The 26,456-nt window shown below is 41.8% G+C and carries 27 protein-coding genes; 17 read left to right on the forward strand and 10 right to left on the reverse strand.

Annotated features, from left to right (window positions below; genetic code table 11):
• Position 1 precedes the first annotated feature (1 nt).
• Entirely contained in the window at positions 2-1,075 is a 1,074-nt protein-coding gene (locus tag DQW11_RS16060; protein ID WP_113925121.1) for an LptF/LptG family permease, read from the reverse strand.
• Positions 1,076-1,077: 2 nt separating this feature from the next.
• Positions 1,078-2,208 carry a tRNA guanosine(34) transglycosylase Tgt gene (tgt, locus tag DQW11_RS16065; protein ID WP_113925122.1) on the reverse strand — a complete coding sequence of 377 codons (1,131 nt, stop codon included), beginning with the start codon at positions 2,206-2,208 and terminating at the stop codon, positions 1,078-1,080.
• A gap of 132 nt (positions 2,209-2,340) precedes the next feature.
• Here tgt and DQW11_RS16070 point away from each other — a divergent pair, with 132 nt between their 5' ends.
• A complete protein-coding gene (locus tag DQW11_RS16070) occupies positions 2,341-3,477 on the forward strand; it encodes a glycosyltransferase (RefSeq protein WP_113925291.1) in 1,137 nt (378 codons plus the stop codon).
• Positions 3,468-4,079 carry an RNA polymerase sigma factor gene (locus DQW11_RS16075; protein WP_113925123.1) on the forward strand — a complete coding sequence of 204 codons (612 nt, stop codon included), beginning with the start codon at positions 3,468-3,470 and terminating at the stop codon, positions 4,077-4,079. The genes DQW11_RS16070 and DQW11_RS16075 overlap by 10 nt, the downstream gene beginning before the upstream one ends.
• Before the next feature lie 4 nt (positions 4,080-4,083).
• Here DQW11_RS16075 and DQW11_RS16080 read toward each other — a convergent pair whose 3' ends face one another.
• The 7 genes from DQW11_RS16080 to DQW11_RS16110 form a co-directional block, all read right to left on the reverse strand.
• On the reverse strand, positions 4,084-4,983 hold the full coding sequence (locus tag DQW11_RS16080) for a hypothetical protein (RefSeq protein WP_113925124.1): 900 nt from the start codon (positions 4,981-4,983) through the stop codon (positions 4,084-4,086).
• 23 nt (positions 4,984-5,006) lie between these two features.
• Positions 5,007-5,858: a hypothetical protein gene (locus DQW11_RS16085; RefSeq protein WP_113925125.1), complete on the reverse strand. Its 852-nt coding sequence runs from the start codon at positions 5,856-5,858 to the stop codon at positions 5,007-5,009.
• Between the two features lie 48 nt (positions 5,859-5,906).
• Positions 5,907-6,686 (reverse strand): hypothetical protein, encoded by a 780-nt coding sequence (locus DQW11_RS16090; RefSeq protein ID WP_157966129.1) that lies wholly within the window; start codon positions 6,684-6,686, stop codon positions 5,907-5,909.
• A gap of 291 nt (positions 6,687-6,977) precedes the next feature.
• On the reverse strand, positions 6,978-7,544 hold the full coding sequence (nadD, locus tag DQW11_RS16095) for a nicotinate (nicotinamide) nucleotide adenylyltransferase (RefSeq protein WP_113925127.1): 567 nt from the start codon (positions 7,542-7,544) through the stop codon (positions 6,978-6,980).
• 13 nt (positions 7,545-7,557) lie between these two features.
• The gene (gene gmk, locus DQW11_RS16100) at positions 7,558-8,130 is read right to left on the reverse strand and encodes a guanylate kinase (protein ID WP_113925128.1); all 573 of its coding nucleotides are present in this window, start codon (positions 8,128-8,130) and stop codon (positions 7,558-7,560) included.
• Positions 8,131-8,136: 6 nt separating this feature from the next.
• Entirely contained in the window at positions 8,137-8,409 is a 273-nt protein-coding gene (locus DQW11_RS16105; RefSeq protein WP_113925129.1) for a mycothiol system anti-sigma-R factor, read from the reverse strand.
• A 42-nt stretch (positions 8,410-8,451) separates the two neighbouring features.
• The gene (locus DQW11_RS16110) at positions 8,452-9,072 is read right to left on the reverse strand and encodes a sigma-70 family RNA polymerase sigma factor (protein ID WP_113925130.1); all 621 of its coding nucleotides are present in this window, start codon (positions 9,070-9,072) and stop codon (positions 8,452-8,454) included.
• Between the two features lie 125 nt (positions 9,073-9,197).
• Between DQW11_RS16110 and DQW11_RS16115 the strand changes: the two genes are divergently transcribed.
• The 4 genes from DQW11_RS16115 (at position 9,198) to murA (ending at position 14,379) form a co-directional block, all read left to right on the forward strand.
• Positions 9,198-10,031 (forward strand): lysophospholipid acyltransferase family protein, encoded by an 834-nt coding sequence (locus DQW11_RS16115; RefSeq protein WP_113925131.1) that lies wholly within the window; start codon positions 9,198-9,200, stop codon positions 10,029-10,031.
• 62 nt (positions 10,032-10,093) lie between these two features.
• Entirely contained in the window at positions 10,094-12,346 is a 2,253-nt protein-coding gene (locus DQW11_RS16120; protein ID WP_113925132.1) for an ATP-dependent helicase, read from the forward strand.
• A 56-nt stretch (positions 12,347-12,402) separates the two neighbouring features.
• Positions 12,403-13,074 (forward strand): DUF4290 domain-containing protein, encoded by a 672-nt coding sequence (locus DQW11_RS16125; RefSeq protein ID WP_113925133.1) that lies wholly within the window; start codon positions 12,403-12,405, stop codon positions 13,072-13,074.
• Positions 13,075-14,379, forward strand: a complete 1,305-nt coding sequence (murA, locus tag DQW11_RS16130) for a UDP-N-acetylglucosamine 1-carboxyvinyltransferase (RefSeq protein ID WP_113925134.1) — start codon at positions 13,075-13,077, stop codon at positions 14,377-14,379. It begins immediately after the preceding gene.
• Between the two features lie 109 nt (positions 14,380-14,488).
• Here murA and DQW11_RS16135 read toward each other — a convergent pair whose 3' ends face one another.
• On the reverse strand, positions 14,489-15,523 hold the full coding sequence (locus DQW11_RS16135) for a hypothetical protein (RefSeq protein WP_157966130.1): 1,035 nt from the start codon (positions 15,521-15,523) through the stop codon (positions 14,489-14,491).
• A gap of 407 nt (positions 15,524-15,930) precedes the next feature.
• Between DQW11_RS16135 and DQW11_RS16140 the strand changes: the two genes are divergently transcribed.
• The 11 genes from DQW11_RS16140 to DQW11_RS16190 all read left to right on the forward strand — a co-directional run bounded on the left by DQW11_RS16140 (position 15,931) and on the right by DQW11_RS16190 (position 26,440).
• Positions 15,931-17,646, forward strand: a complete 1,716-nt coding sequence (locus tag DQW11_RS16140; RefSeq protein WP_113925136.1) for an IlvD/Edd family dehydratase — start codon at positions 15,931-15,933, stop codon at positions 17,644-17,646.
• A 12-nt stretch (positions 17,647-17,658) separates the two neighbouring features.
• Positions 17,659-18,423 (forward strand): SDR family NAD(P)-dependent oxidoreductase, encoded by a 765-nt coding sequence (locus DQW11_RS16145; protein WP_113925137.1) that lies wholly within the window; start codon positions 17,659-17,661, stop codon positions 18,421-18,423.
• Between the two features lie 123 nt (positions 18,424-18,546).
• On the forward strand, positions 18,547-18,990 hold the full coding sequence (locus DQW11_RS16150) for a DinB family protein (RefSeq protein WP_113925138.1): 444 nt from the start codon (positions 18,547-18,549) through the stop codon (positions 18,988-18,990).
• 2 nt (positions 18,991-18,992) lie between these two features.
• On the forward strand, positions 18,993-19,655 hold the full coding sequence (locus DQW11_RS16155; RefSeq protein WP_113925139.1) for a hypothetical protein: 663 nt from the start codon (positions 18,993-18,995) through the stop codon (positions 19,653-19,655).
• Positions 19,639-20,421, forward strand: coding sequence for an SDR family NAD(P)-dependent oxidoreductase (locus DQW11_RS16160; RefSeq protein WP_113925140.1), 783 nt, complete (start codon positions 19,639-19,641; stop codon positions 20,419-20,421). The genes DQW11_RS16155 and DQW11_RS16160 overlap by 17 nt, the downstream gene beginning before the upstream one ends.
• Before the next feature lie 78 nt (positions 20,422-20,499).
• Complete coding sequence (locus DQW11_RS16165; RefSeq protein ID WP_113925141.1) at positions 20,500-21,147, forward strand: hypothetical protein; 648 nt, start codon at positions 20,500-20,502, stop codon at positions 21,145-21,147.
• Between the two features lie 178 nt (positions 21,148-21,325).
• Entirely contained in the window at positions 21,326-22,615 is a 1,290-nt protein-coding gene (locus DQW11_RS16170) for a M20/M25/M40 family metallo-hydrolase (protein WP_113925142.1), read from the forward strand.
• A gap of 75 nt (positions 22,616-22,690) precedes the next feature.
• Positions 22,691-23,263 carry a zeta toxin family protein gene (locus DQW11_RS16175; RefSeq protein WP_113925143.1) on the forward strand — a complete coding sequence of 191 codons (573 nt, stop codon included), beginning with the start codon at positions 22,691-22,693 and terminating at the stop codon, positions 23,261-23,263.
• A complete protein-coding gene (locus DQW11_RS16180) occupies positions 23,253-23,450 on the forward strand; it encodes a hypothetical protein (protein ID WP_113925144.1) in 198 nt (65 codons plus the stop codon). The genes DQW11_RS16175 and DQW11_RS16180 overlap by 11 nt, the downstream gene beginning before the upstream one ends.
• A 107-nt stretch (positions 23,451-23,557) precedes the next feature.
• The gene (locus DQW11_RS16185) at positions 23,558-25,441 is read left to right on the forward strand and encodes an alpha-amylase family protein (protein WP_113925145.1); all 1,884 of its coding nucleotides are present in this window, start codon (positions 23,558-23,560) and stop codon (positions 25,439-25,441) included.
• A gap of 87 nt (positions 25,442-25,528) precedes the next feature.
• Complete coding sequence (locus DQW11_RS16190; RefSeq protein WP_113925146.1) at positions 25,529-26,440, forward strand: diacylglycerol/lipid kinase family protein; 912 nt, start codon at positions 25,529-25,531, stop codon at positions 26,438-26,440.
• Positions 26,441-26,456: the final 16 nt, after the last annotated feature.

Raw genomic sequence — 26,456 nt, forward strand, 5'->3', positions numbered from 1 at the left:
ATTACCTTGGTACAGTTTTATACAAAACCAATCCTGTGGCAGCAAAAACAAAATTCGGAATCCATACGGCTAGAATCGGATAAGTTGTCCCTGCCTCTGCAAAAGTCCTTGAAAGCAAAAAGAGAATGATGTACACAAAGGCCAACATGAATCCCAATGCGATCTGAAAACCCGATCCTCCACGGGTCTTTTTGGAAGAAACTATCACCCCTATAAATGTCAGGATCACTGCCGCAAAAGGTGACATAAAGCGGACGTATTTTTCAATCTTATAAAAATTAACATTGTCAGCTCCCCTTTCTTCTAGTACCTTGATCTGTCGGTTGAGGGCGGGAAGTTTCAGGGTCTCGTGATGATTGATCGGAAGGTCAAAGTCATTGGGCGTGATGGACAACAAGGTATCCAAAGACTCGCCAACAGTATAATGCTCTCCTTCTTCATGGAGAACCCTCATTCTCCAGTTTTTTGCTGACCAGGTATTCATAGCAGTATCCCAGACGATCCGGTCTGCGGATAGCTTGGCAATCAATTTCCCCTCCCGGATTTCTTCCAGAGTAAAATTATATCCGGTGTTGCCGGAAGTATAGTACCGGGAGATATAAGCATACACGTCCGGAGCTACCTTGATATGGATATTTTGCTGGGTAAAAAACTTGTCCTCTTCCAGCCACCTTGACTTAAATTCTGTCACCCCCGCAGTCGCTCCGGGAAGGATCCATCCATTCATGAGGAAACTCACAATTCCGATCATGGAAGCTGAAAAAAGAAAAGGGAAAAGCATCCTTACAAAGCTCGTACCGCTGCTCAAAATGGCGATGATCTCCGTTCGTCCGGCCATTTTGGAAGTGATGAAAATGACAGAAATAAAGACAGTGATCGGAGTCAGGAGGTTATTGAGGTAAAGCCCATAGTTACCCAAGTATCTCAGGATGTCTTTGGCAGGCACTTTATTTCGGATAAAAGCATCGTTTTTCTCGGTGAAGTCCAACACCAATACAATCATGATCAGCATCAAAACCACGAAGAAGTAGGTTTTGAGAAAATCTTTGATGATGAGCTTGTCGAGAATTTTCATGTTTATAACCTTCTGCTTACTTTTTCTACCATCTCATTTTTCCAAGCCAAAAATCCACCTGACTTAATTTTTTCCCTTGCCTGTCCTACAAGCCAAAGGTAAAAAGCCAGATTATGGATGCTCGCAATCTGTGCTGCAAGTATTTCCTTGCCGATCACAAGGTGTCGCAGATAGGCTTTGGAATAAAATGTACTTACGTAAGAATTGATATTTGGATCGATCGGACTGAAATCGTCTTTCCACCTTTCATTTTTGATATTGATGATTCCTTCCGAGGTAAAGAGCATGCCGTTTCTTGCATTGCGCGTCGGCATCACACAGTCAAACATATCGATGCCCAAGGCGATTCCTTCAAGGATATTGGCAGGTGTACCTACTCCCATCAGGTATCTCGGTTTGTCTTTTGGGAGAATATCCGTGACCATATCAGTCATTTCGTACATCATTTCCACCGGTTCTCCTACCGAAAGTCCCCCAATGGCATTGCCTTCCATTTCGCAAGAAGCGACAAACTCCGCTGATTGTTTTCTCAGATCTTTGAAAACACTGCCCTGGATAATCGGGAAAAGCGTCTGGTTATACCCATACACTCCTTCCGTATTGTCAAATCTCTCGATGCATCTTTTCAGCCACCGGTGTGTCAGGTCCATGGACTTGCGCGCATACGTGTAATCACATGGGTAGGGAGGGCATTCGTCAAAAGCCATGATGATATCTGCCCCGATGATCCGCTGGATATCCATCACACCTTCGGGTGTAAAGGTATGTTTGGAACCGTCAATATGTGACTTGAAGATGGCTCCTTCTTCGGTCAGCTTTCTATTGGCTGCCAAAGAAAAAACCTGATATCCGCCGGAATCCGTCAGGATAGGCTTGTTCCATCCGTTGAATTTATGAAGGCCACCGGCTTTTTTGAGAATATCCAATCCCGGTCTCAGGTACAGATGGTAGGTATTTCCAAGGATTATCTGTGCCTTGATATCGTACATGAGTTCCCGCTGATGTACGGCCTTGACCGAACCCGCCGTACCGACAGGCATAAAAATCGGGGTTTCGATGTCCCCATGGTCTGTTTTGAGTAATCCCGCCCTCGCTTTGCTTTCAGAGTCGGTAGCTTCTAACTTAAACTTCATTCTTTGTGAATTCACCTCCGGCTTCAAACCTGTACCGGAGCTGCCTTTTCATTTTTTGAATCACAAAAATATAAGCTTATTCTTAAATGAATGCTCAATTTGATTTTATATTTGCCCCACAATAACAAGCGGATGTTTATACAAATTTTGTGGATCGTTTTTTTTGTCAGCCTTGCCATACAATTATTTTACCTGCTGATACTATTCGGTCGATTCGCATTTTTTTATAAAAAGAAAACTGAAACACCTTCCTCTGAAAAAGAACCGGTGACCGTGGTTATCGCCGCCCATAATGAGCGGTCAAACCTTAAAAAAATCATCCCGCTGCTTTTCCAACAGGATTACCCCAACTTTGACGTGATGGTCATCAATGACAGGTCCTTTGATGGCACCAAAAAAGTCCTTGAACAATTGATGGCGATTTATCCAAAATTAAGAACTGTCACTGTCAATTATACCCCGGGGCATGTGACTCCAAAAAAATATGCGCTGACTCTAGGTATCAAAGTTGCCAAAAACGACGTCCTGCTTTTGACGGATGCAGACTGCACTCCCAAAACTGACAAATGGATTGAATTGATGACAGCACCTGTAAGGCTCGACGGAAAAGATTTTGCCTTGGGATTTTCTCAATATGAATCACAAACTGGCTTTCTTAACAAATGGATCCAACTCGAAACCATCTGGACTGCCATCCAATACGTTTCTTTTGCTTTGTGGAAATCACCTTTTATGGGAGTTGGCCGAAATCTCTGCTATAGAAGGAGTTTCTTTATGGCCAAAAAAGCATTTAAAGGGCTTTGGGATATAGAATGCGGGGACGATGACCTGTTTGTAAACCTTCACGCCAACAGTAACAATGTGGCTGTGGTAGTTGACCCGAACAGCATTACTTATTCTATACCAAAAAATACCTGGGAGGAATATTTCACCCAAAAGAAAAGACACTTTCACGCCGGAAAATACTACTCGACAGGAAACAAACAAAAAGTGGGATGGTATGCCTTTTCCCATTTTCTGTTTTGGGTTTCAGGCTTGGTATTACTTATATTTTCTGTAATTGATCAAAATTGGGAACAAATTTTGGTTATTATGGGTATAATGGTTGTCCGGTCTATATTAATCACCTCTGTATTTCGCTCGGCCAGAAAAAAACTCGAAGGGAATATCCAGGTTTTTTGGTCGCTGATTTTCGATGTCATGTACACGGGGTATTTTTGGATTCTGGGTTCAATGGGGTACCTGTCAAAAAAAGTTAAATGGAAATAAACGAAAGAGGATTTTCAAGCAAGGCCCTAGAGGACTTCGAACTCATAGACAAAGCTGTTATCGGGTTGGACCAACAGGCCTATGCCATGCTGATGAAGCGGTACAAAAAGGCTGTTTATTTCATGATTCTCAAAATGATCAGGGACACGGATGATGCTGAAGACCTGACCATGGAAGCTTTTGCCAAGGCTTTCAAAAACCTCCATAAATTCAAAAAAGACTATACTTTCAGTACTTGGCTATTCCGAATAGCTACCAACAATACCATTGACTTCATCCGGAAAAAGAAACTCAAAACCATGAGTCTCAATACCTCCATGACAGATGATGGCGGCAATTCGGTGACTATTGACGTGGAGGACGATGACAACAATCCACAAGATGAGTTTATCAGATCCCAACGCATCGAGATGGTGAGGATCTTTGTGGATAAGCTTCCCGCTAAATACCGGAAATTGGTGGAGTTGCGCTACTTTGATGAGTTGTCTTACGAAGAAATCGCACAGGAACTGGACAAACCACTTGGAACAGTGAAAGCCCAACTCCACAGGTCAAGAGAGTTATTGTACGAGATAGCTTCCGGAAAAGAGGATCATATTTAGTTACTTATTTGGATTTATTTTCCACAAACATGGCATTTAACTTTGCTTTAGGATTGAAAAGTTTCAAAGTGTTATTTTCCAATACATAATCAAGGGTATTTCCATTAAATACTTTGACAAGACTGTCCGTTTTTTCACTATGCATTCCATAAGTCATTGGATGAGCATATGTAATAGGTACAATTGATATAGCTATTTTATTACTTTCTAAAAGAATAGTAAATATTTTTCTAAAACCCCAACTTTTATGATTTAGGGTTTGAATTTCAAGGCTCCCATCAGCATTGACTGTTGGATCAGTCTTGAATTTTAATGTATTAGGAAACTCGCAAGAAGGATGTGAATAAATCTTTCCATTCTCATCAATAAAGCCAATAAAACTCCACCATATATTTTCTAAAGGTATGTCTCCAGGTATTAGGTCATAAGGGGTTGGACAACTCAAAATCTTTTCAGCTTTTGTCAATACAAAGGGATTCCCAACAAATTTGTCTCCAGCACTAAATTCCTTAATATCCCCTGAAATCCTATACCACATCTTTATACCTGTTCTAAACATATCATATTCCACATTAAAACAATTTTTCAATGGATCAGAACCACAAATTAATCCTTTATCTAAAACGGAAAGGTATTTGAATTCTCCAGCATTTTGTAACTCAAAAACAAATCCAAACTGATTGTTTTGGCGGCTTTCCAATCCTAAAAAAGCAATCTGATCATTGATCTGGCCTACGATCTTTCTTTTCTCAATGGGGGTGTAACCTTCACGTTTGATATCACTTTCGACTAAATCTGCAGCCTTTTGGGGTGGCACATTCTTAGTGGGGATATAACCTTCATCTTCGAAATCACTGCATCCGAAAATTAAAACCAAAAAAACTAAAATTTCAAATCGTTTCATATCAGATAGATTTTGGATTAGAATCAATTCGCTACAAACATGGCATTCAACTTACTTCTAGGATTAAGGAGTTTCAGAGTATTGTTTTCCAATACATAATCAATGGTATCATAATCAATTACTTTTGCTAGACTGTCCATTTTAGGACTTGACCTGTTAGGTGACCGTGGAGGGTCATATGGAACAGGAATTAATGTTAAAGCGATTTTCTTGCTTTCTGATAATATTGAAAACCTCCTAACAAAATCAAAACTCTTCCAACTATAATAAGGTATTTCTACTTTGCCATTAAGGGTAGATGTTGAATCTGTAGTGAATTTTATTAAGTCGATGTACTCACAAGCTGGATGTGAGTAGACTGTCCCAAAGTCATCAAAGAAGCCTATAAACCTCCATAAAACATTTATTAAAGGAACTTCCTCCGGAATCGATTCGTAATGGACCGGACAACTCAAAATCCTTTCAGCTTTAGTCAGTACAAAAGGATTCCCGCTTAATCCATCTTTCGCATTAAATTCCTTCACATCTCCCGAAATCCTATACCACATCGGGTTAAAATGAATCAAATAATCTTGATGGGCAAAAAGACAAGTTTCTTCTGAATAAGCGCCGCAGATTAAATCGGATTCTAAAACAGAAAGGTATTTAAACTCTCCGGGCTTTTGTAATTCAAAAACAAATCCTTTTTTATTGTTGCCAATATTTTCAACGGAAAGAAAAGCTGCGACATTATTGATTTGACCAATAACTTTTCTTTTTTCAATTGTATCTTCCTCAATGACTTGATCAATAATCTTTCCACTATCGCCATCAATATCGTTTTCGATACAGCCAAGGGCAATTGCCATTATTATGAGTATTGCAAACCTTTTCATATCGCTCGCAATCTTTAGAGAAATGAATAATTATGAAAAAAATGAAATTCAATTCGCCACAAACATCGCGTTCAGTTTTTTCTTAGAATTTTGGAGTTTCAGAATGTTATTTTCCAATTCATAATCCAAAGTATCTGTAGAAAGCAAAAGGAAGAGACTGTCTGACTTTTGGATTGTCTCCAAGGTAGTAGGCCCATCATGCATCACATAATTTCTTACTCCAAGAATAAAAAAAGGGGATGATAAATATTTTAGCCTGATTTTGTTACTATTTTCAATCACAGAATAGCTCAATGCTCTTCCTGTAAGGTTAAATAAATAATTCCCGGTATGGACTTCAATTCTTTTCCCATCAGGTAAATTTTGTGGATAATCATCCAATGGTTTTGAGGTAAAAGTCATAATAATCCGGGATTCACAAGCAGGATGGGAATAAACCTTGTTTTTATCATCTACAAATCCTATCATCTTCCACACTGTGTCCATCAAAGGCACCGGAGCGGCAACAACCTGATAATTTACAGGACAACTCAAAATTCTTTCTGCATTTGTCAGTACAAAAGGATTTCCCACAAAATCATCACTTTTATATAATGTCTTTACATTACCAGAAACCCTAAACCATAACCTTCTTCCTGAATTTTTAGATGGCAGTAAGTCATTTTTTGAAATATAGTTTTGCAAATAAGCATTATGCCAACCCATGCAATCTTCCGTAACCATGGCATTACAAATAAGGAATCCATCCAATACGGATAGGTACTTAAATTTTCCACCGGATTGCAATTCCAAAACAAAACTTGGTTTATTCTCCTCAAGAAGTTCCATATCCAAAAAAGCTATCTGATTATTTATATGACCTATAGTTTTTCTATTTTCTATTAAAAAATCATCTTCAAAGCAACTACTTAAAAAAACCAAAATAAAAAAGATTCCGACCCGTTTCATATCTCTTACCGATTTGATAAGAAAGTTACAATCTGTCAATAAGTTATGAAAAAATGCAGCGCCTTTTTTTAAGCAAAAATCAATTATCCGAAAACAAAATTTAATCGAATTTTACTAAATCTATGGTCGGAAAGTCTTGCCTAATTAAAAAATGGCTACCTAATTTATTTATCACAAAAACAGCTTCTTATCCCTGATATAATCCTCTACAGATTGGGGAATAAGATACCTTACGGAGTTCCCGTTTTTGATTGCGTCCCGAATAAATGTCGCAGAAATATCCATCAGTGGCGCCTCTACAAACCTGATGTTGGGATGTGTCAAACCCGGTTGCTCTCCCGGACGGGGATAGACGTAGAGCCCGTACTGCTCCAAGATAACTTCAAAATTTTTCCATTTGTGGAAGTGTGTCAGGTTGTCCCCTCCGACGATCAGTCGAAATTGATGATTGGGATGCTTTTCGGAAAGGTAGGTGAGTGTATCGATGGTATAGCTTGGCCTTGGCATGTGAAACTCCACATCGGAGGCCCTAAAATAAAAATGATCGGCAATGGCGAGCTCTACCATTTTAAGCCGATCAAATTCATGTAACAATGAATTTTGTTTCTTGAAGGGATTCTGCGGACTGACAACAAACCAGATTTCGTCCAAATCAGTCCTGTCCTGCATCACATTGGCGATGATCAAATGGCCGATGTGAACAGGATTAAAAGATCCAAAAAACAATCCTATTTTCAAAATAACTGTATGATTATTTGGCTAGAAAATCCCCTACCAGCTTCTCCGCCTCAGCAAAAGATTTTTCTTTTTCGTCATTTAAGATAATGACATCGAATCTATCCTGAAAGGTACTCTCAAATTTTGCCTTGTAAAGCCTTCTTGAAAGGCTTTCTTCAGATTCTGTCCCCCGGTCTTTGAGTCTTTCATGCAATACTTCCAATGAAGGAACTTTGACAAAAACCGCAAGTGCCTGCTCCCCAAAATACTTTTTGAGATTGATCCCTCCTTTGACATCCACATCAAAGATCACATGCTTGCCTTCGTCCCAAAGCCTTTGGATTTCCTCTTTTAGTGTTCCATAGAAATTACCTTCGTAGACTTCTTCCCACTCGATAAATTCGTTGTTGTCAATTTTATTTTTGAAATCTTCGGGTGTCAAAAAATAATAATCTTTTCCGTTTTCTTCTGTTCTGCCTCTTTTATCCCGCGTAGAAGCGGATATGGAAAAGCCCAGATTTGGAAACTTGCTCAAAAGGTGTCTGACGATGGTGGTTTTGCCCGATCCGGATGGGGCTGAAAAAATGATGGCTTTTCCTGAGGACATGGCGGGTTATTTTTTATCCTGGATGATCTCTCTGATGCTGGCCTCAAGTTCGCTTGGGACAGTTTGTTTGGTACATTTTGTTTTTAGAACATCGCGGATCGCTTGCTCCAAATGGAAATGCTTGAAACAGGGTTCACATTTGGCCAATTTTTCATTGAGCATTTCCTTTGAATTGGGCATGTTCTCCCCGTCCAAAATGCTCTCCAAAAGTTGAAAACATTTACTGACATCTGAACATGAAAGCTTCCTTTCTCCGGATGGTGTAGAATTATCGTCCATTTTTAAACTTACTTGATAAACTGAAATTAAATTTAATTCGCTTTATTCTGAATATTCAGACTCGGGATTGTTGTCCTCCTCATCATTGCCATATCCCATTGTGGATGCATAGGAACGCAGTTGATCTTTCAATAAGTTCCTTGCCCTGTGCAATCTTGATCTGACAGTGCCAATGGGTATATCTAATATTTTGGCCATCTCTTCGTAGGTGAATCCTTCGAGATCGCACAGGATGATCACCGTCCTGAAATCCACTGCCAGACTGTTGAGCGCATTGGATATTTCGTCGCCAAGCATGTCCTTGACAGCATCTACCCGCAGGTCGGTGGTACTGCTGTAATCAACATCATCTGAATTGTAATAAGTTTCAACTTCCTGATAATCAATTTTGGCAGGTTGCTTGCTCTTCTTTCGGTAATCGTTGATGAAGGAATTTTTCAGGATACGGAACAGCCAGGCTTTGGCATTGGTTCCCTGCTCGAAGGAGTTGATAAACCGAAAAGCTTTGAGATAGGTATCTTGCACCAAATCTTTGGCATCATCCTCGTCAAATGTCAGCCTGTAGGCAAAATTGTACATGGAATCTATGTTTGGCATAAACTCCTGATCGAAGATTTTACTCTTTTCCTGTTCGGAATATTTTTTTCTCTGAACTTCAGACATAAGATTCAAAAGTAATCATTGGAAGAATTTATCACTAATATTTTCAAATAAAGTCGGCGGTTTTGGCTTATTTTGAAATTTACATTCCCTTTGCCCTTTAACCTGTCATAACGATTGACTTTCGCATGATTATAGCCAGACTGATATCCTACTTGCCGCTGTGGGTACTGTATTTGTTTACAGATGTTCTCTATCTATTTGGATACCATGTTTTGAAATACAGACAAAAAGTCATTATTGATAATCTTTTACATGCTTTCCCAGAAAAATCGGACAAAGAAAGAAAAGCCATTTCAAAAAAATTCTTCCGTAACCTGACCGATACATTTGCCGAAACACTGAAGTTTTTCACCATCAGTCAGAAGGAAATCGAAAAAAGAATAGTCATCCTCAATGGGCATCTTATGAAAGAAAGGGTCGACCGAGGGGAAATTGTCCTTTTGGTCAGTGGACATTTTATCAATTGGGAAGCGTATGTAATTGGCTATAAAGCACTGCTGGATAACAGACTGGAGACCGTATATTCCAAACTCTCCAATGGGTTTTTCAATTCTCTCATGATGAATATCCGGGGAAGGTTTGGTGGAACATTGGTCGAAAAATCAAACTTCACAAGAAATTTTCTGGAAAAAAGGAACGTTCCGCGGAGTATCGGCCTCGCTGCAGACCAAAGACCTGACAATGCCGATATCAGATACACTGCCAAGTTTATGAATAGGGAAACGGCTTTTTTTGAAGGCCCCGAGAAACTCGCCAAAAGAAACGGCTATGCAGTTTACTATTGCAATATGAAGAGGCCAAAAAGAGGTCATTACATCATGACGTACGAATTGGTTTGTGAACCACCCTATACCGATTCACTGCCCCACAGTGTCACAGAGGCATTTATCCAACTTACAGAAAAAGGAATCCGAGAGCAGCCCGAAATCTACCTTTGGAGCCACAACAGGTGGAAGTAAACTTAATTTCCTTTGGCCATTCAAAATCCCTAACTTTGGGACTTGTTGGATTAAATTGACGCATGGATTATTTAAAAGGACTCAATCCCCCCCAAAGAGAAGCAGTAGAACATACAGATGGCCCGGTGATGATCATCGCAGGTGCCGGTTCAGGAAAGACAAGGGTACTCACCTACCGGATTGCACACCTGATCCATGCCAAAGGAGTCGATCCTTTCAATATCCTGTCCCTTACTTTTACCAACAAAGCCGCTGCGGAAATGAAACTCCGCATCGAAAAACTCATCGGACTCGATGCACGCAATACCTGGATGGGCACTTTTCACTCCACTTTTGCGAAAATCCTCCGGGTAGAAGCTGACAAAATCGGTTATCCCTCCAACTTTACCATCTATGACACCGATGACAGCAAGTCTTTGATCAGAACCATTGTCAAAGAAATGAAGCTGGATGACAAGGTGTACAAGCCAAGCACGGTCCTGTCGAGGATTTCCGGTGCCAAAAACAGGTTGATTGCCTGGGAAACCTACCTCAATGATCCCTTCATCAAGGCAGACGACGAAGCAGCCATGAAACCTAGGATGGGAGAAATCTACAAAAACTACCAAAAACGGCTCTTCCGCTCGGGAGCAATGGATTTTGACGATTTGCTTTTCAATACCAATGTCCTTTTCAGAGATCACCTCGATGTGCTGAACAAATACCAGCAGCGCTTCAAATATGTGATGGTGGATGAGTTTCAGGATACCAATGTCTCCCAATACCTCATCACCAAAAAACTCGCATCGGTCCACCAAAACATCTGTGTCGTCGGAGACGATGCGCAGAGTATCTATGCCTTTCGCGGCGCGGATATCCAGAATATCCTGAATTTTGAAAAGGATTATCCAGACCTGTTTATCGTCAAACTCGAGCAAAATTACCGCTCCACCAAAAATATCGTACAGGCAGCCAACAGCATCATTGCAAAAAATAAAGCCCAATTAAAAAAAGACATCTGGACCAAAAATACAGAAGGTGACCTGATCGAACTGATCAAGGCAAGTTCGGATAATGAGGAAGGCAGGTTGGTGGCTACGACAATTTTCGAAGAGAAAAACAATAAAAAACTCAACAACAGCGACTTTGCTGTGCTCTACCGCACCAACTCCCAATCCAGGTCCATAGAGGAAGCTTTGAGGAAAATGAACATTACCTACAAAATCGTGGGAGGTCTGTCATTTTACCAAAGGAAGGAAATCAAAGACCTTTTGGCCTATCTCCGCTTTGTGGTCAACCATGAAGACGAGGAAGCATTCAAGCGGATCATCAATTATCCCAAAAGAGGAATCGGAGATTCGACAGTCGAAAAAATGCTTGTCGCTGCCTATGAACATGACATCCCGCTTTGGGATGTCATCCAAAATGCAGCCAGTTTCTTGGGAGGCCGTGCAGCCAATTCTGTGGATGATTTCTGCACGATGATCAAAAGTTTTGGGATCGAGGTGGAAAGAAAAGACGCTTTTGAGGCAGCCTCCAGCATTGCCAAACAATCTGGATTGTTGAAGGATTTGTATGAGGACAAAACCATAGAAGGCCTGAACCGGTATGAAAACGTACAGGAATTGCTCAATGCGATCAAAGAATATGTCGACAATCCTGAAAATCCCGAAAAAAGCCTAGGGGCTTTCCTTCAGGAAATCGCCCTGCTGACTGACAATGATCGGGATAAGGACACTACGGATTCTGTCACTTTGATGACAATCCACTCCTCCAAGGGACTGGAATTCAAGCAGGTTTTTGTTGTGGGCATGGAAGAAGACCTTTTCCCATCCCAGATGATGATGCAGAGCAGGGAAGACTTGGAAGAAGAAAGAAGGCTCTTTTATGTGGCTTCTACTCGGGCAATGGACAAATTGTACCTGACTTATGCTTTGACTCGGTATCGTTTTGGTCGGTTGCTGAACTGTGAACCGAGCCGCTTCCTCGAGGAAGTCGATCCGATGTGCATCCGCGTCAATAAAAGGATGACATCTGCACTTGCGGGAGCTTTGAGAAATGAGTCAAGCGAGGGAAAATCGGGTTTTGTGGGCATCAAAAACCAAAGTCAAAGACCGATGACCACGGCCAAAATCCATACCCCAAGTCCTGACTTTAAACCTTCCAATACCAACAACCTTCGGAAAGGGGCCAAAGTGGAGCATCCTAAATTCGGTTTTGGACTTGTGAGCAAAATCGAAACCGAAGGAATTAACAGAAAAGCAACCATTCAATTCGATAATTTTGGAGAGAAGACATTATTACTTAGCTTTGCGAAGCTTCGAATCATCGAATAGACCAATCCCCCATTAAAAGTTTTTTTACTTTAACAATCGTACCAACGGGAGACAACATGAGCAATCAAGAAATTACCGATAAGCATTCAGTCATATTGAAAGAATACGGAAAAAACATCCAACGTCTTTCCATTTACATTTCCGAAATGGAAGACAGGGAAAAGCGCACCCAAAGTGCCTACCTTTTGGTAGAGATGGTCAAGCAGCTCAACCCATCCATGAAAGCAGAAAACGACCAAAAGATTTGGGATGACCTGCATATCATGTCTGATTTCGCTTTGGATGTCGATGGACCTTATCCAAGCCCTCAAAGAGAATTGCTCTATAAAAAGCCCGCTCCGATCGGTTATCCAAAAGGAGAAATCAAATTCAAACATTACGGCAGAAACATTGAAAAACTGATCGAAAAGGCTGTCGAAATCGAAGATGATGAGGAGCAGGAAGCTGCGATCATCTACATCGGCCAGTTGATGAGGAGTTTTCATTCTACCTGGAACAGAGAAAACTTCGATGACGGGATCATTTTGGACGACATCAAAACCCTTTCCAAAGGCAAACTGCACATTGACTTGGAGAAAGTGAGAGAAATGGGACTTTTTGAAACCAATACAAGAAGAGATTTCAAATTACCTTCCGAGCCGGAAGTCAATACCAATACCAACCGCAGGAAATTCAGCGGAGGTAATGAAAGAAGAAGAAACAACGGCGGCCATAAAAAGCGTAGATAAATGTCATCATTCAAAGTAAAAGGCGGCCTCAAACTGAAGGGTGAAATTATCCCTCAAGGTGCCAAAAACGAAGCACTCCAGATCCTTTGCGCGGTGCTCCTTTCTCCCGACAAAATCACCATCCACAAAATCCCTGATATCAGAGATGTCAATAAACTCATTGAGCTTTTGTCTGACATGGGAGTCAAAGTGGAAAAAGTAGGTCCAGAATCTTATACTTTTCAAGCGGATAATGTTGACCTGAACTACCTCGATACAGATGACTTTCTCAAAAAAGCATCTGCACTCAGAGGTTCTGTGATGATCCTCGGACCACTTTTGGGGAGGTTTGGACATGGAAGATTATCTAAGCCCGGAGGCGACAAAATCGGGCGTAGGAGAATGGATACCCACTTTTACGGTTTCCAAAAACTCGGGGCCGAATTCCACTACGACAGCAAAAGAGAGATTTTCCATATCGATGGCAAAAACCTGAAAGGTGCCTACATGCTATTGGATGAGGCGTCCGTGACCGGAACTGCCAATATCGTCATGGCAGCAGTGATGGCAGAAGGCAAAACCACCATCTACAACGCCGCCTGCGAACCTTACCTACAGCAGCTTTGCGACATGCTCAACCGTATGGGTGCAAAAATCACCGGAGTAGGTTCCAACCTTTTACATATCGAAGGAGTCAAATCCCTCAAAGGAACAGAACATACTATGCTTCCGGATATGATTGAGATCGGATCATTTATCGGCCTTGCTGCAATGACCCAATCCGAAATCACCATCAAGGACGCCCAAATCCACCGATTGGGAATCATTCCCGATACTTTCAAAAGGATGGGGATCAAAATGGAATTCCGTGGAGATGATATTTTTATCCCTTCACAGAAGCATTACGAAATCGAAACCTTCATTGACGGATCTATCCTGACTGTCGCCGATGCGATATGGCCGGGATTCACGCCTGATTTGCTGAGTATCATTTTGGTCACGGCTACACAGGCTAAAGGAACAGTTTTGGTACATCAGAAGATGTTCGAAAGCCGTCTCTTCTTTGTCGATAAGCTGATCGACATGGGTGCGCAGATTATCCTTTGTGATCCTCACAGAGCAACTGTTATCGGTTTGGATCGAAAATACCCACTTAGAGGAATCCGCATGACCTCTCCTGATATTAGGGCCGGGGTTTCGTTATTGATCGCAGCACTTTCTGCAGAAGGCACTTCCATCATTGACAATATCGAGCAGATCGACAGAGGCTATCAATTTATCGACAAGAGGCTGAATGCGATAGGGGCAGAGATTGAAAGATTGTAAAATTGGAAGATTGAAAAATTTGAAGGTTCGAAGGTTACTTTTCAAAAACCATCATAAGAAATAGATTAAAAAACCTGAGCCTATCGCTCAGGTTTTTTTATTTGGCCCGTTACCTCGGTGGTAAAAACTTATCAAGAGGTTTGTAGTATCCTCCGCTACAGTTTTTATCAGTAGCCTCACAGCCTGTAGTAACGAAGACTGTTGAATTGTCAAGAAGACTGATAGATGTCACATTGGCACCTTTAAGACCTACTTTATCGAGCGGCAACAATCTTATTGCTTTGTTACTCATGGACAAACGGAAAATCGATCCCCTTTCAATTAGAACAATGGTTTCGTTTATACTTGAAATGTTATCATCAAAAATCCCTAACCGACTTCGGTCTTCTTTAAAGATTTGGCCGGAATTATAAGTACCTATCAACTCAGGATTTTTTCCCGACAGATCAGACTTGTAAACCTTCAAAGGGAATGTTTCCCATCCATCACCTGCAAAAGTGATGATTTCATTTCCCACCTGTACCGATTTGGTATAAGATTCAAATCGCAGTTCCATATTGCCGTTTTGATCGAAATCAAAAGTCTTATTTGCGATCGTGACCCTCATGAAGTTTTCAAATACTTTTAAACCGTAAATACTTACCCAATTATCGAAAAATTCCTCTTTGATCAGTTTCTGTTCCAATATCTCTACTTTACCATCAATGACTGCTGTCTTGAGCCAAAGGAAACTAGGGGTGTATTTCCATTCTCCAGTATTTTTTGGACCTTGATAAGGCACCAATACATTACCTTTTGGATCAATACCGATCTGATCCCCATACCTGGAAACGATTTGGTTGAATCCAAAAAAACCCGGGTCAATATCCTTCATCTTAAGGACAAGGGCATCTTCTTCAAAAGGCTTTCCAAGGGGCATAAGGATAAGCTCATCTGGTTTGATGGTGGCCATATGCTTGTCTGAGATGGGAAGCCTGTATAGGAAATTGTCTGGCAAAAAAGGACTGAGGTCAGAATATTTGTTTATACCCCAAAGTGTCGCCTCACTGTATATTCTGATCTCAGACGCTGCATATAGCTTCCCGTTGATTTCTTTGGCACGGATAAGTCCTTCTGGAAAACTCAGTGACTGTTTCCAAAACACACGTTCTTCTTTTTGTGGAGTTTCAATTGGTACACAGGAAAAAAAAGAAACACTGCAAACGAAAATCAAAAGAATCGGAAAACGGGCTGAACTTTTCATAATGCGAATCCAGGTCTTGGGTATAATCTTCCAACGCTTAAAACTAAGAATTATTACTAAGGATATAAATAACCAATACCGGGTATTTTCAAGGTTCAATATTGTAGTATAGCCATATCTCTATTTTCATTATGAAATTTTTTTCCTTTACTAACTCATATTGAAATATGAATAGCCAACAATAGAAAATATGAAGCGCATGCTAAATATCCATTTGTTTCCGCAGGTCACATTTTTGATTTTCTTTTCCTTTTCCACCAAAACATTTCCTAAATTCTCCTCCAATTCAAACCAATAAACCCATTGTCATGGAAGAAAAGAAATTGCGCAGCCAAGAGTGGTTTGGCCGCAAAGGAAAAGACGGTTTTATCTATCGCGCATGGATGAAAAACCAGGGATTTCCCCACCACCTTTTTGAAGGCAGGCCGGTCATCGGCATCTGCAATACCTACTCCGAACTCACCCCCTGTAATGCCCATTTCCGCGAACTTGCCGAAGCCCTCAAGCGGGGAATCTGGGAAGCCGGCGGATTTCCATTGGAATTTCCGGTAATGTCTTTGGGCGAATGCTCCATCAAACCGACCGCCATGCTATTCCGAAATCTTGCCAGCATGGACGTGGAGGAAAGCATCCGCGCCAATCCCATGGACGGTGTAGTCCTGATGTGCGGTTGTGACAAAACGACACCATCTCTAGTCATGGGCGCCGCCAGTGTCAACTTACCCACTATCGTAGTCTCGGGTGGACCGATGCTCGCTGGAAGATTCAAAGGAAGAAAAATCGGTACTTCTGACCTTTGGAGATTTGCTGAAGAATTCAAAAAAGGGGAACTCTCTCAGGAAGATTTCACTGCGGCAGAAGCTGCTATGGCAAGGTCGCAGGGACACTGCGCCCCAATGGGAACTGCCTCTACGATGGCCGCCATGGTGGAATCACTAGGCTTGGCTTTACCCGACAATGCTACCATTCCTGCAGCCGATTCGAGGAGGAAGGTCCTTGCCCATATGTCTGGAATCAGGATCGTGGAGATGGTCAAAGAAGACCTGAAGATGACCGACATCCTAACCAGAAAATCCTTTGAAAACGCCATCATGGTCAACGCCGCTTTGGGAGGTTCTACCAATTTCATCCTCCACCTTTTGGCTATTGCGGGTCGGATCGGAGTAGAACTGAATATTGATGACTTTGACAAATTCTCGTCCCATATTCCTTTGATAGCCAATGTGCAGCCATCCGGGGAAAATTTTGTGGAAGACCTCTTCTATGCCGGCGGATTGCCTGCTGTGATGCGGGAAGTTTCTTCCTTATTGCACCTCGATACCATCACCGCGAATGGGAAGAAACTCGGCGAAAATGTCCTGAATGCAGAATGCTGGGACAGAAACCTGATAGGTACTTTGGATAAACCCTTCAAACCTGAATCAGGCATTGCGGTACTGAAAGGCAATCTCTGCCCGGAAGGCGCTGTCTTAAAACCTTCTGCAGCGACACCCTCCCTCCTTCAGCACCGTGGTCAGGCGGTAGTATTCGAAGATATTGATGACTATAAGAAAAGACTGGACGATCCCGACCTGGATGTCACTCCTGATTCTGTGATGGTGTTGAAAAATGTTGGACCAAGAGGCTATCCCGGTATGCCGGAAGTAGGCAATATGCAACTGCCAATGAAGATCATCCAACAGGGAGTCAAAGACATGGTGAGGATTTCGGATGGCAGGATGAGTGGAACGGGGTATGGTACCGTGGTGCTTCACGTTTCGCCTGAATCTGCCATTGGCGGCAACCTCGCCTTGGTTCAAAACGGAGATTGGATTCAACTTGACGTTCCTAACCGTACTTTGAATTTGGAAGTTTCGGACGAGGAACTGGCAAAAAGGAGAGCATTTTTTCAGTCTGTACAGCTTGGATATGACAGGGGTTATGTCAACATGTTTATACAGAATGTAACCCAGGCGCATGAAGGCGTAGATTTTGATTTTCTTAAAGGAGCTTCAGGGCCTGAAGTCAAAAGAGACTCACATTAATCTGATTTGATTATGAAAAACCATGATAAAGTTGCCCTGATCACCGGAGCCGGTCAGGGCATCGGCTTGGAAATCGCCAGGGTTTTGGCAAGTAGCGGGCTTCACATTATTTTGAACGATATTGAGAAAAGCCTGACAGAAGAAGCCGTGGCGGAAATTCTGAAAGAAGCCAAAGGAAAAGTTTTGGGGATATCCGGGGATTCTGGAGATACGGTATTCATCCAGGAAATGGTGGGTTTGGCAGAGCAAGAGTTTGGGAAGTTGGATATTGTCATCGCCAATGCGGGAATTACCCTATATGGTGATTTTTGGGAATATTCTCCAAATGATTTTTTTGAGGTAATGCGGGTCAATGCAGGTGGTACTTTTTTCCTTGCCCAAGCAGCAGCCAGGTTGATGAAAAAACAAAAAACCGGTGGCTCCCTTCTATTTACCTCTTCAGTAACTGCCCATCAGGCTCATAAAAACCTTGCAGCTTATGCCATGAGCAAGGCAGCAATTGAAATGTTGGCAAAGAATTTGGTGATAGAATTGTCAGAGTACCACATCAATGTCAATACCATCTCACCCGGTGCTACATTGACTTCCAGAACTGCCTCAGATCCTGATTACGAAAAGACCTGGTCCAGAATCACGCCTATGGGACGACCGGCAACTGTCGTGGATATTGCCCAAACTGCTGCGTTTTTGGTTTCCGAGGAGGCCAGGCATATCACCGGGCAAAACCTGATCATAGATGGAGGTTGGACCTGTATCAGTCCCTCACCTTACAATTAATCAGGAAAATCATTTCTTGCTTTGAAATTAAAACTAATATTGCACGATAATTACCAACTAAAGACTCTAATCTATTTTATAACACATCCGGCCTAACCCCGGAAACCAATCCAACACCCACATATGAAAATTGCCATTAATGACCTTTTGGAGTATATCCAAAAGAGCAACAACGCCACGATTGACCTTTTGGTTGAAAACAAAGCAAACCTTCCACAAAAAGCCATCGAAATCTATAGTCATATGATCAATGCACACCATGTGTGGAATGCAAGGATCTTGGGAAAAAAACCATTTTTTAAAGTCTGGCAAACCCACTCTGTTGAGGTTTTTGCTGAAATGAATGAAGAAAATTACCTGATTTCCAAAAAAATTCTTGATAACAATGAGCTCGATAAAATGATCTCATATCAAAACACCAAAGGTGAGGCATATCAAAACACCATCAAAGACATCATGTTCCACATCATCAACCACTCCAGTTATCATCGGGGACAGGTAATGATGCTTGTCAGAAATGCCGGACTGGAACCTATCCCAACAGATTATATCCTCACAAAAAGATAGCCATGAGCGGACCCCAAAAACCTGAAAATTACTTTGCCGGTCCCTGGAAATTAAAAGGCGAAGGCTTCATCCTCGCCTATAAGTTCAAAAAAGACTGGGTAGAACAAAACGGGTTTTTGACGGACAAACTGAAAGGGAAATTCAAAGGAGGCTTGGGATATGTGATGCTCGTAATGTATACGGTATCCCCTGCCGGACCTTATAATGAATTGCTTTTTATTCCCGGAAAATTCAGTCCTGAAAATAAACAGTCCATCACCAAAATCTATGTGGATTCCAAATCAAGTACTGAAAACGGCAGGTACAAATGGGGAATACCAAAGGAAACTGTACCTATCATCTGGCAAAAAAACGGAAAAAAAGAAACAATAGGAATTGGGTCTGAGGAAGACCCGATTCTTTTTTGCAAGATCAGTTCGGGTGGAATACCTTTTCCTGCCAGCACAAAACTACTTCCCATCAGACTTTTTCAGGAATTGGAAGGGAAAACATTTTTGACCGACCCAAAGGGTTATGGGTGGGGAAAGTTTGCCAAAATAGAATCTATGAAAGTGAATTCCGATTATTTTCCTGACATCAGCAAACTCAAACCACTACTTTGTGTGAAGATCAATCCGTTTACCATGGAGTTTCCTTTGCCCGAACAAAATGGTGATCAGCAATAAGCATATCGTAATCACCGGTTCTGCCTCCGGGATAGGAAAAGAGCTGGTCCTCCAACTTGCGGGAAGCGGTAATAAAATCCTGGCTATTGACATCAATCAAGAAGGTTTGGAATTGCTCCCCAATAAATCTTCCCAAATCCAAACCCTGACTTTAGACCTAACCAAACAGGATAGTGTCTCGGCAATTTTTGATTGGATCGAACTCAACTGGAAAACCGTTGACTACTTTTTTGCCAATGCAGGTTTTGCAAAGTTTGGGACTTGGGAGGAAACCGACCAGCATACTTTCGCCAAAATGCTGCAAATCAACGTCCTTTCCCCCATTGAAACGGCGAAAATTTTGAAACAAACACAGGCACATCATCCCTGTCGGCTTGTAGTGACTGCCTCAGCAATGTCCTATTGGCCTGTTCCGGGGTATGCTGCTTATGCTGCTACCAAAGCCTCAATCCATCAGTTTGTGGAGACGATCAGAAGCGAAGGAGATGGGGATTGGATAACCTTGGTCTATCCAGGCGCTACCGAGACGGATTTCTTCAAAAGTGCCGGAAAAGAAATCCCAAAGGCCTTTCCTGTGCAATCCGTCCAAACTGTAGTGCATCATATCCTCCAAGGTGTTTCCAAAGGAAAAAAGAAAATCTATCCTTCCAGGCTTTTTCAGGCAACTATGCTGATCAACAGAATTCTGCCTGTCTTAAAACCACTCTATTTTTTATTAGAAAGAAAAAAACTGAAGAATTGGAAGGAGAGAAAGAAGGATATTTAATCATACATGGATGGCATCTGTTTTTTCAAAAGAAAACAATAAATTGGAAATGAATCTGAAAGACCAAATCCAAATCTTATGAAATCCAGAACCCTGCCCCTCCTCCTTCTTTCCTTGACAATGATGTTTTCCTGTGCCAAAAAAGAAGAAGATACCCTACCCATTAAAGTCGCGAAAGCTTATGGCTTCGACAATTTTGACAAAATCAACTCGATAGCTTACCAATGGAATGTGCAGCCAAATCCCGAAACCCTACGGACAAGGAATTGGAAGTGGAATATCAAAGAAAGGACTGTGGAATTTGCTGACGCTGACACGAGCTATACCTACAGCCTTGACCTTCCAAAAGAGCAAATGCCGGAAGCTGATGGCGGCTTTATCAATGACAAATATTGGCTGATGTTCCCTTTTCAGCTGGTTTGGGACAAAGGATATACCTTCACCGTAATTGAAAACACCAAAGCCCCTATTTCCGGGTTGCCTACGACGCAGTTGACCATCGTCTACAATGATGTCGATGGCTATACTCCGGGAGATGCCTATGACTTGTTTTTGGATGAAAACCACCTGATCAAAGAATGGGTTTTCAGAAGAGGGAATGGCTTGGAAGGACGACCGATAACTTGGGAAAATGAGCAGGAATTTAAAGGGATCAAGTTTGCTACCGAACATAAAAATGACGCCGGGGTGAAGTTTATCTGGTTTTCAGATATCGTTGTCGAATGATCCAAAAGGAGGCTAGATGTGACTGCAGCCCAAATCCCTTTTCTTCTTGGGACGGAAGTCGGAAGACCGAAGTCCCGAGATAATTGAATTTCGCCTTTGCCTTTGAACCCCAAACATTTCTCCCTTCTTAGTTAGGATGTAAGAACTGAAGAAAATTCGATTTTCAATTAACCCCCCCATGAAAAAACTCATACTGTTTTCAATTTTCCTTTTCTCCATCAATGCCTTTTCGCAAAAACTTACCAAAACGGAAAAGCAACTGATAGAAACAATTGACAAAAACTACAAAGAAACATTGGCGCTGCTGGAGGAGGTAGTGAATATCAATTCCGGGACTTTCAACATGCAGGGTGTACGGGAGGTAGGCAGGGTCTTCGAGAGGGAATTTGCAAAAATCGGGTTTGAAACCGAATGGATTACTCTACCGGATTCGCTCAAAAGAGCCGGACATTTTGTGGCTACAAGAAAAGGTACCAAGGGTAAAAAGCTGTTTTTCATAGGTCATCTGGATACTGTTTTTGAAAAAGACATGCCCTTCTATCCTTTTACCATGGTCAACGACTCCACGGCCAAAGGGCAGGGCGTCAATGACATGAAAGGTGGAAATGTGATGGTCTTTGCGACTTTAAAAGCAATGGAGGAATTGGGGTTGTTAAAAGACCGGACAATAACGGTTTATTTTCCAGGAGATGAGGAAAATGCAGGCAGTCCCTCATGGGTAAGTAGATTGGACTTTGTCGAAAGGGCCAAGCAACATGACTATGCCTTGGGGTACGAGACAGCCCAGGGATTCAACACGGCCACCATTGCAAGAAGAGGTGCAAGTGGATGGACGTTGAAAACTACCGGAAAACAGGTTCATTCCTCGGGTGTATTCAGGGAATCGGTGGGGTACGGCGCTATCTATGAGGCCGCAAGAATCCTCAACCAATTCCGGGAAGAATTGGCAGGCGAACAATACCTGACATTCAATCCCGGCCAAATCATCGGCGGTTCGGATATAAACTATGACGGAGATACGGGCGCCGGTTCTGCTCTTGGCAAAACAAACATCGTGGGAAGAGAGGCTTTTGTTACCGGTGACCTGAGGTTCCTCGGCGAACCACAAAAAGAAGCGGCACGTGAAAAGATGAAACAGATCGTATCCCAAAACCTGAATGGAACTACTGCCAGTATAGAGTTTGAAGACGGGATTCCCTCCATGCCTCCGACAGAAGGCAATATGGGTTTGGTTACCATCCTCAGTCAAGTCAGTGTGGATATGGGATATGGTCAAGTCAAAGCCGGAGATCCGGGTTCAAGAGGCGCAGGTGACATTTCCTATGTTGCAGATTACCTGGATTGCATCGATGGACTTGGCGCATCCGGCACGGGTGCCCACTCCCCTGCCGAGACTATCAACATGAAGCAATACCCCCACCTGATCAAAAGGAGTACTTTGTTTGTTTATCGGTTATTGAATTTATGATTTGTATTGGCACAACCGGATTTTTACTTTGTGTTTTTGTGTCTTTGTGAGAATCTACTTTTTATATTTATCAAAATGAAAAAACTCTACGTCATTGCAGGTCCAAATGGAGCAGGGAAAACAACAGTTTCATATACTGTTTTGCCTGAAATCCTAGACTGCAAGGAATTTGTCAATGCCGATGAAATAGCCAAAGGTCTTTCACCTTTTCAACCGGAAAAAGCTTCCATTGAAGCCGGTAGAATTATGCTTCAAAGGATTAATAGTTTGATGGAATCAGGAGAGAATTTCGCTTTTGAAACAACATTATCTTCCAAAAGCTTTGTCACTTTTATCCATAAAGCCAAAGACAAAGGATATGAAACCATCCTGTTGTTTTTTTACCTCAATTCTCCCGAACTTGCCATAAAAAGGGTTAAGACACGAGTTGCCGAAGGGGGACATAACATTCCCGAAGACGTAATCCGGAGAAGGTATAAAAATGGGCTTGTAAACTTTTTTAAGCTATATAAACCCATCTTGGATAAATGGATATTTGTTGACAATTCAAAAAAACCTTATAAATTGATAGCTAGGAAGAATTCAAGTAAGATTTTCATTTCGGATGGTAACCTTTGGAATAAAATAATTCGTTTTTATGACAACTAAAGAAAAAGAGGCCGAAGAGGAATTAGACAAAATCCTTTTCGGCTTAGATGAAACCTACAAAAACCTGGTCAAATTCAAGCGGGAGAAGAACAGCCCAATTATAGTAGAACAGGATGGAAAAATAGTAGAATTGGATCCTTTTTCTGTTCCGGATAGTCTTACTTCAGAAAATGATAAAGACAAATAATTTTTAAACATGGCAGGTTTTGAAAACCTGCCGTATTTGGTTTTTGCAATCTGTTTTTATTTGTGTTTTTGTGTCTTCGTGGGAAACAACTTTTTATATTTAACCCCATGAACAGACTTCCGACCCAAATCACCTTTTTTGCAGCCTTGCTATCAATCCTGATCGGTTGCAACTCGCCCCAGACCCAAACCCCTGAAGCCAATACCAAAATGGAAACTCCAAATAAAGTGATCGTTTATCAGGTTTTCACCAGGCTTTTTGGTAACACCAATACCACCAACAAACCTTGGGGAACTTTGGAAGAAAATGGCGTTGGAAAATTCAATGACTTCACGGACAAAGCGCTATCAGAAATAAAATCTTTGGGAGTCACCCACATTTGGTACACAGGAGTGCCCCATCACGCTTTGATCAATGATTATACACAATATGGCATCTCCAATGATGACCCCGAAGTAGTCAAAGGGAGGGCAGGCTCGCCTTATGCCGTCAAAGACTACTATAATGTCAATCCTGACCTAGCAGAGAATCCGGAAACACGATTGGAGGAATTTGAAGCCTTGATCGCAAGAACGCATCACCAAGGCATGAAAGTCCTTATAGACATCGTACCCAACCATGTTGCCAGGAGATATGAGGGAAAAAGCAATCCCGAAGGAGTAAAGGATTTTGGCGCAGGTGACGACACTTCGGTTGAATACAAAACAAACAACAACTTCTATTATATCCCGGGCAAGGATTTTAAAGTTCCAGCCCCATTGGACAATTACAAGCCTTTGGGAGGCGAAGCACATCCATTGGCTGACGGAAAGTTTGATGAATCACCTGCCAAATGGACAGGAAACGGTTCACGTGAAGCTCAGCCACATTTTCACGATTGGTATGAAACTGTGAAGGTCAATTACGGAATCAAACCGGATGGCAGCAAGGATTTCATAGAATTGCCGGCTGATTTTTCTCAGAAAGATTGCAAAGCACATTTTGAATTTTGGCAAGGCAAGGAAGTGCCGGATTCCTGGGTCAAATTTAAAGACATAGCCTTGTACTGGATCGAAAAAGGCGTGGATGGCTTCCGCTATGACATGGCAGAAATGGTTCCTGTGGAATTTTGGAGCTACATGAACTCTGCCATCAAGATGAACAATCCCAATGCTTTCCTTTTGGCCGAAATATACAATCCCAAGGAGTACCGGAATTATATCCATTTGGGGAAAATGGATTACCTCTACGACAAGGTGGAACTTTATGATACGCTCAAAAATATCATGCAGGGAAAAGGCTCCACGGACAACATCCTTCCGATCCAAAAGGGATTGGCAGATATTGACCAACACATGTTGCATTTCCTAGAGAACCATGACGAACAACGCATCGCAAGCCCGGGATTTGCAGGAAATGCAGAAAAAGGAAAACCTGCCATGGTAGTGTCAGCTATGATCGGTTCATCGCCAACGATGATATATTTCGGACAGGAAGTCGGCGAATCCGGTGCTGAAAAAGCCGGATTTGGATCTCCGACAAGAACATCCATCTTTGATTATATCGGAGTTCCTCATCACCAGAGATGGATGAACGGAGGAAAATTTGATGGAGGACAATCATCTGAAGCTGAAAAATCCCTGAGAGACTTTTATAGCCGACTCTTAAATTTCACCAAAACAAGTCCTGCTTTAGCAGGAAATTTTACAGACATACACAGCCATAACAGACAAAATACCGAATGGTATAATGACCGGGTTTTTTCATTTGTCAGATGGAATGAAAACCAAAAACTGGTCATCATCACCAATTTTGATGCATCCGAATCCTTCGGATTTGACCTTGAACTTCCCTCCGAAATCATCAAAACCTTGGGTTTGAGTGAAGGCGAATACCCGCTGTCTGAAAAACTGTATGGCGCTGTCAATCCTGTTTTGAAAATCCAGGAAGGAAAGGGAAAAGTAAGGGTAGAATTAAAGCCTTTGGAGAGTTGGGTATTAGAAATCCAATAGATTTACGAAACCAAGCCTGGTAATAGTGCTTTCCGTTTCCCAATAAACCCACCTATATTCTGATACCCTGATCTAGATATACGGAAAATGGCAGATACCCCACACATTGCCTTCATCGTCCACGGAAAAATTAGAGCCAAATCCCGATTATTGGCGAAGCTCTTAGAGCATTTCCAATCTATTGGAACCTTGACATTCTTCACAACGAAACCGGATATGTGTGGATTAAAATGCTCTTCGGAAGCTCTTCGGAAAGGCGCAACTATCTTAATTGCTGTGGGAGGTGACGGCACTGTCAATGAAGTAGCAAATGCCATTTTAACCAATCCAAAAGCTTCAGAGCTAAAAATGGGTATTCTTCCTTTTGGAAAAGGAAATGACTTCTGTAGAAGTTTAGGAATAAGCAAAGACTTGGCCACCCTCCGAAAAAATATTCTTTTCGGGAAATCAAGACAGATTGATGTTGCGGAGTTGGAGTTCACGGAAAAAGGGGGAAAGCCCTCTAAAAGGTATTTTGTTAATATTGCCGATGTAGGGTTAGGTGGATTTGCCACGCAGATGCTTCGAACAGGAAAGTCCATTTGGGGCTCCAGTATGACTTATTTCTTTGTCATTTTACGCTCCTTTTTGTTTTACAAACCAGTCAAAGTCAAATTCTTTTCTGAAAATTTTGAATTAGAAAGTCCGGCAATGAGTATCTGCATGGCAAATGGAAAATACTTTGCTAGTGGTTTGGGAATTGCGCCGGAAGCCAAAGTTGATGATGGATTATTAGATTGGGTTTTTCTCCTCAAAATCTCAGTTTGGGATTACTTGAAAAAACTTCCACAACTAAAAAAAGGGAGAAAAATCCGACATCCCCAAGTATCCTATGGTCAAGGGACGCAATGCAAAATCACCGGTGAACATCCAATACCTATAGATATGGATGGGGAGTTTGTTGGCTTTACACCATTGACATGCCGAATTATGCCCTCCGCTTTAACCATTTTGGCATAAAAAAAAGGAACCGATT

The organism is Cognataquiflexum aquatile (assembly GCF_003316845.1).
GTDB classification, from domain to species: Bacteria; Bacteroidota; Bacteroidia; order Cytophagales; family Cyclobacteriaceae; genus Cognataquiflexum; species Cognataquiflexum aquatile.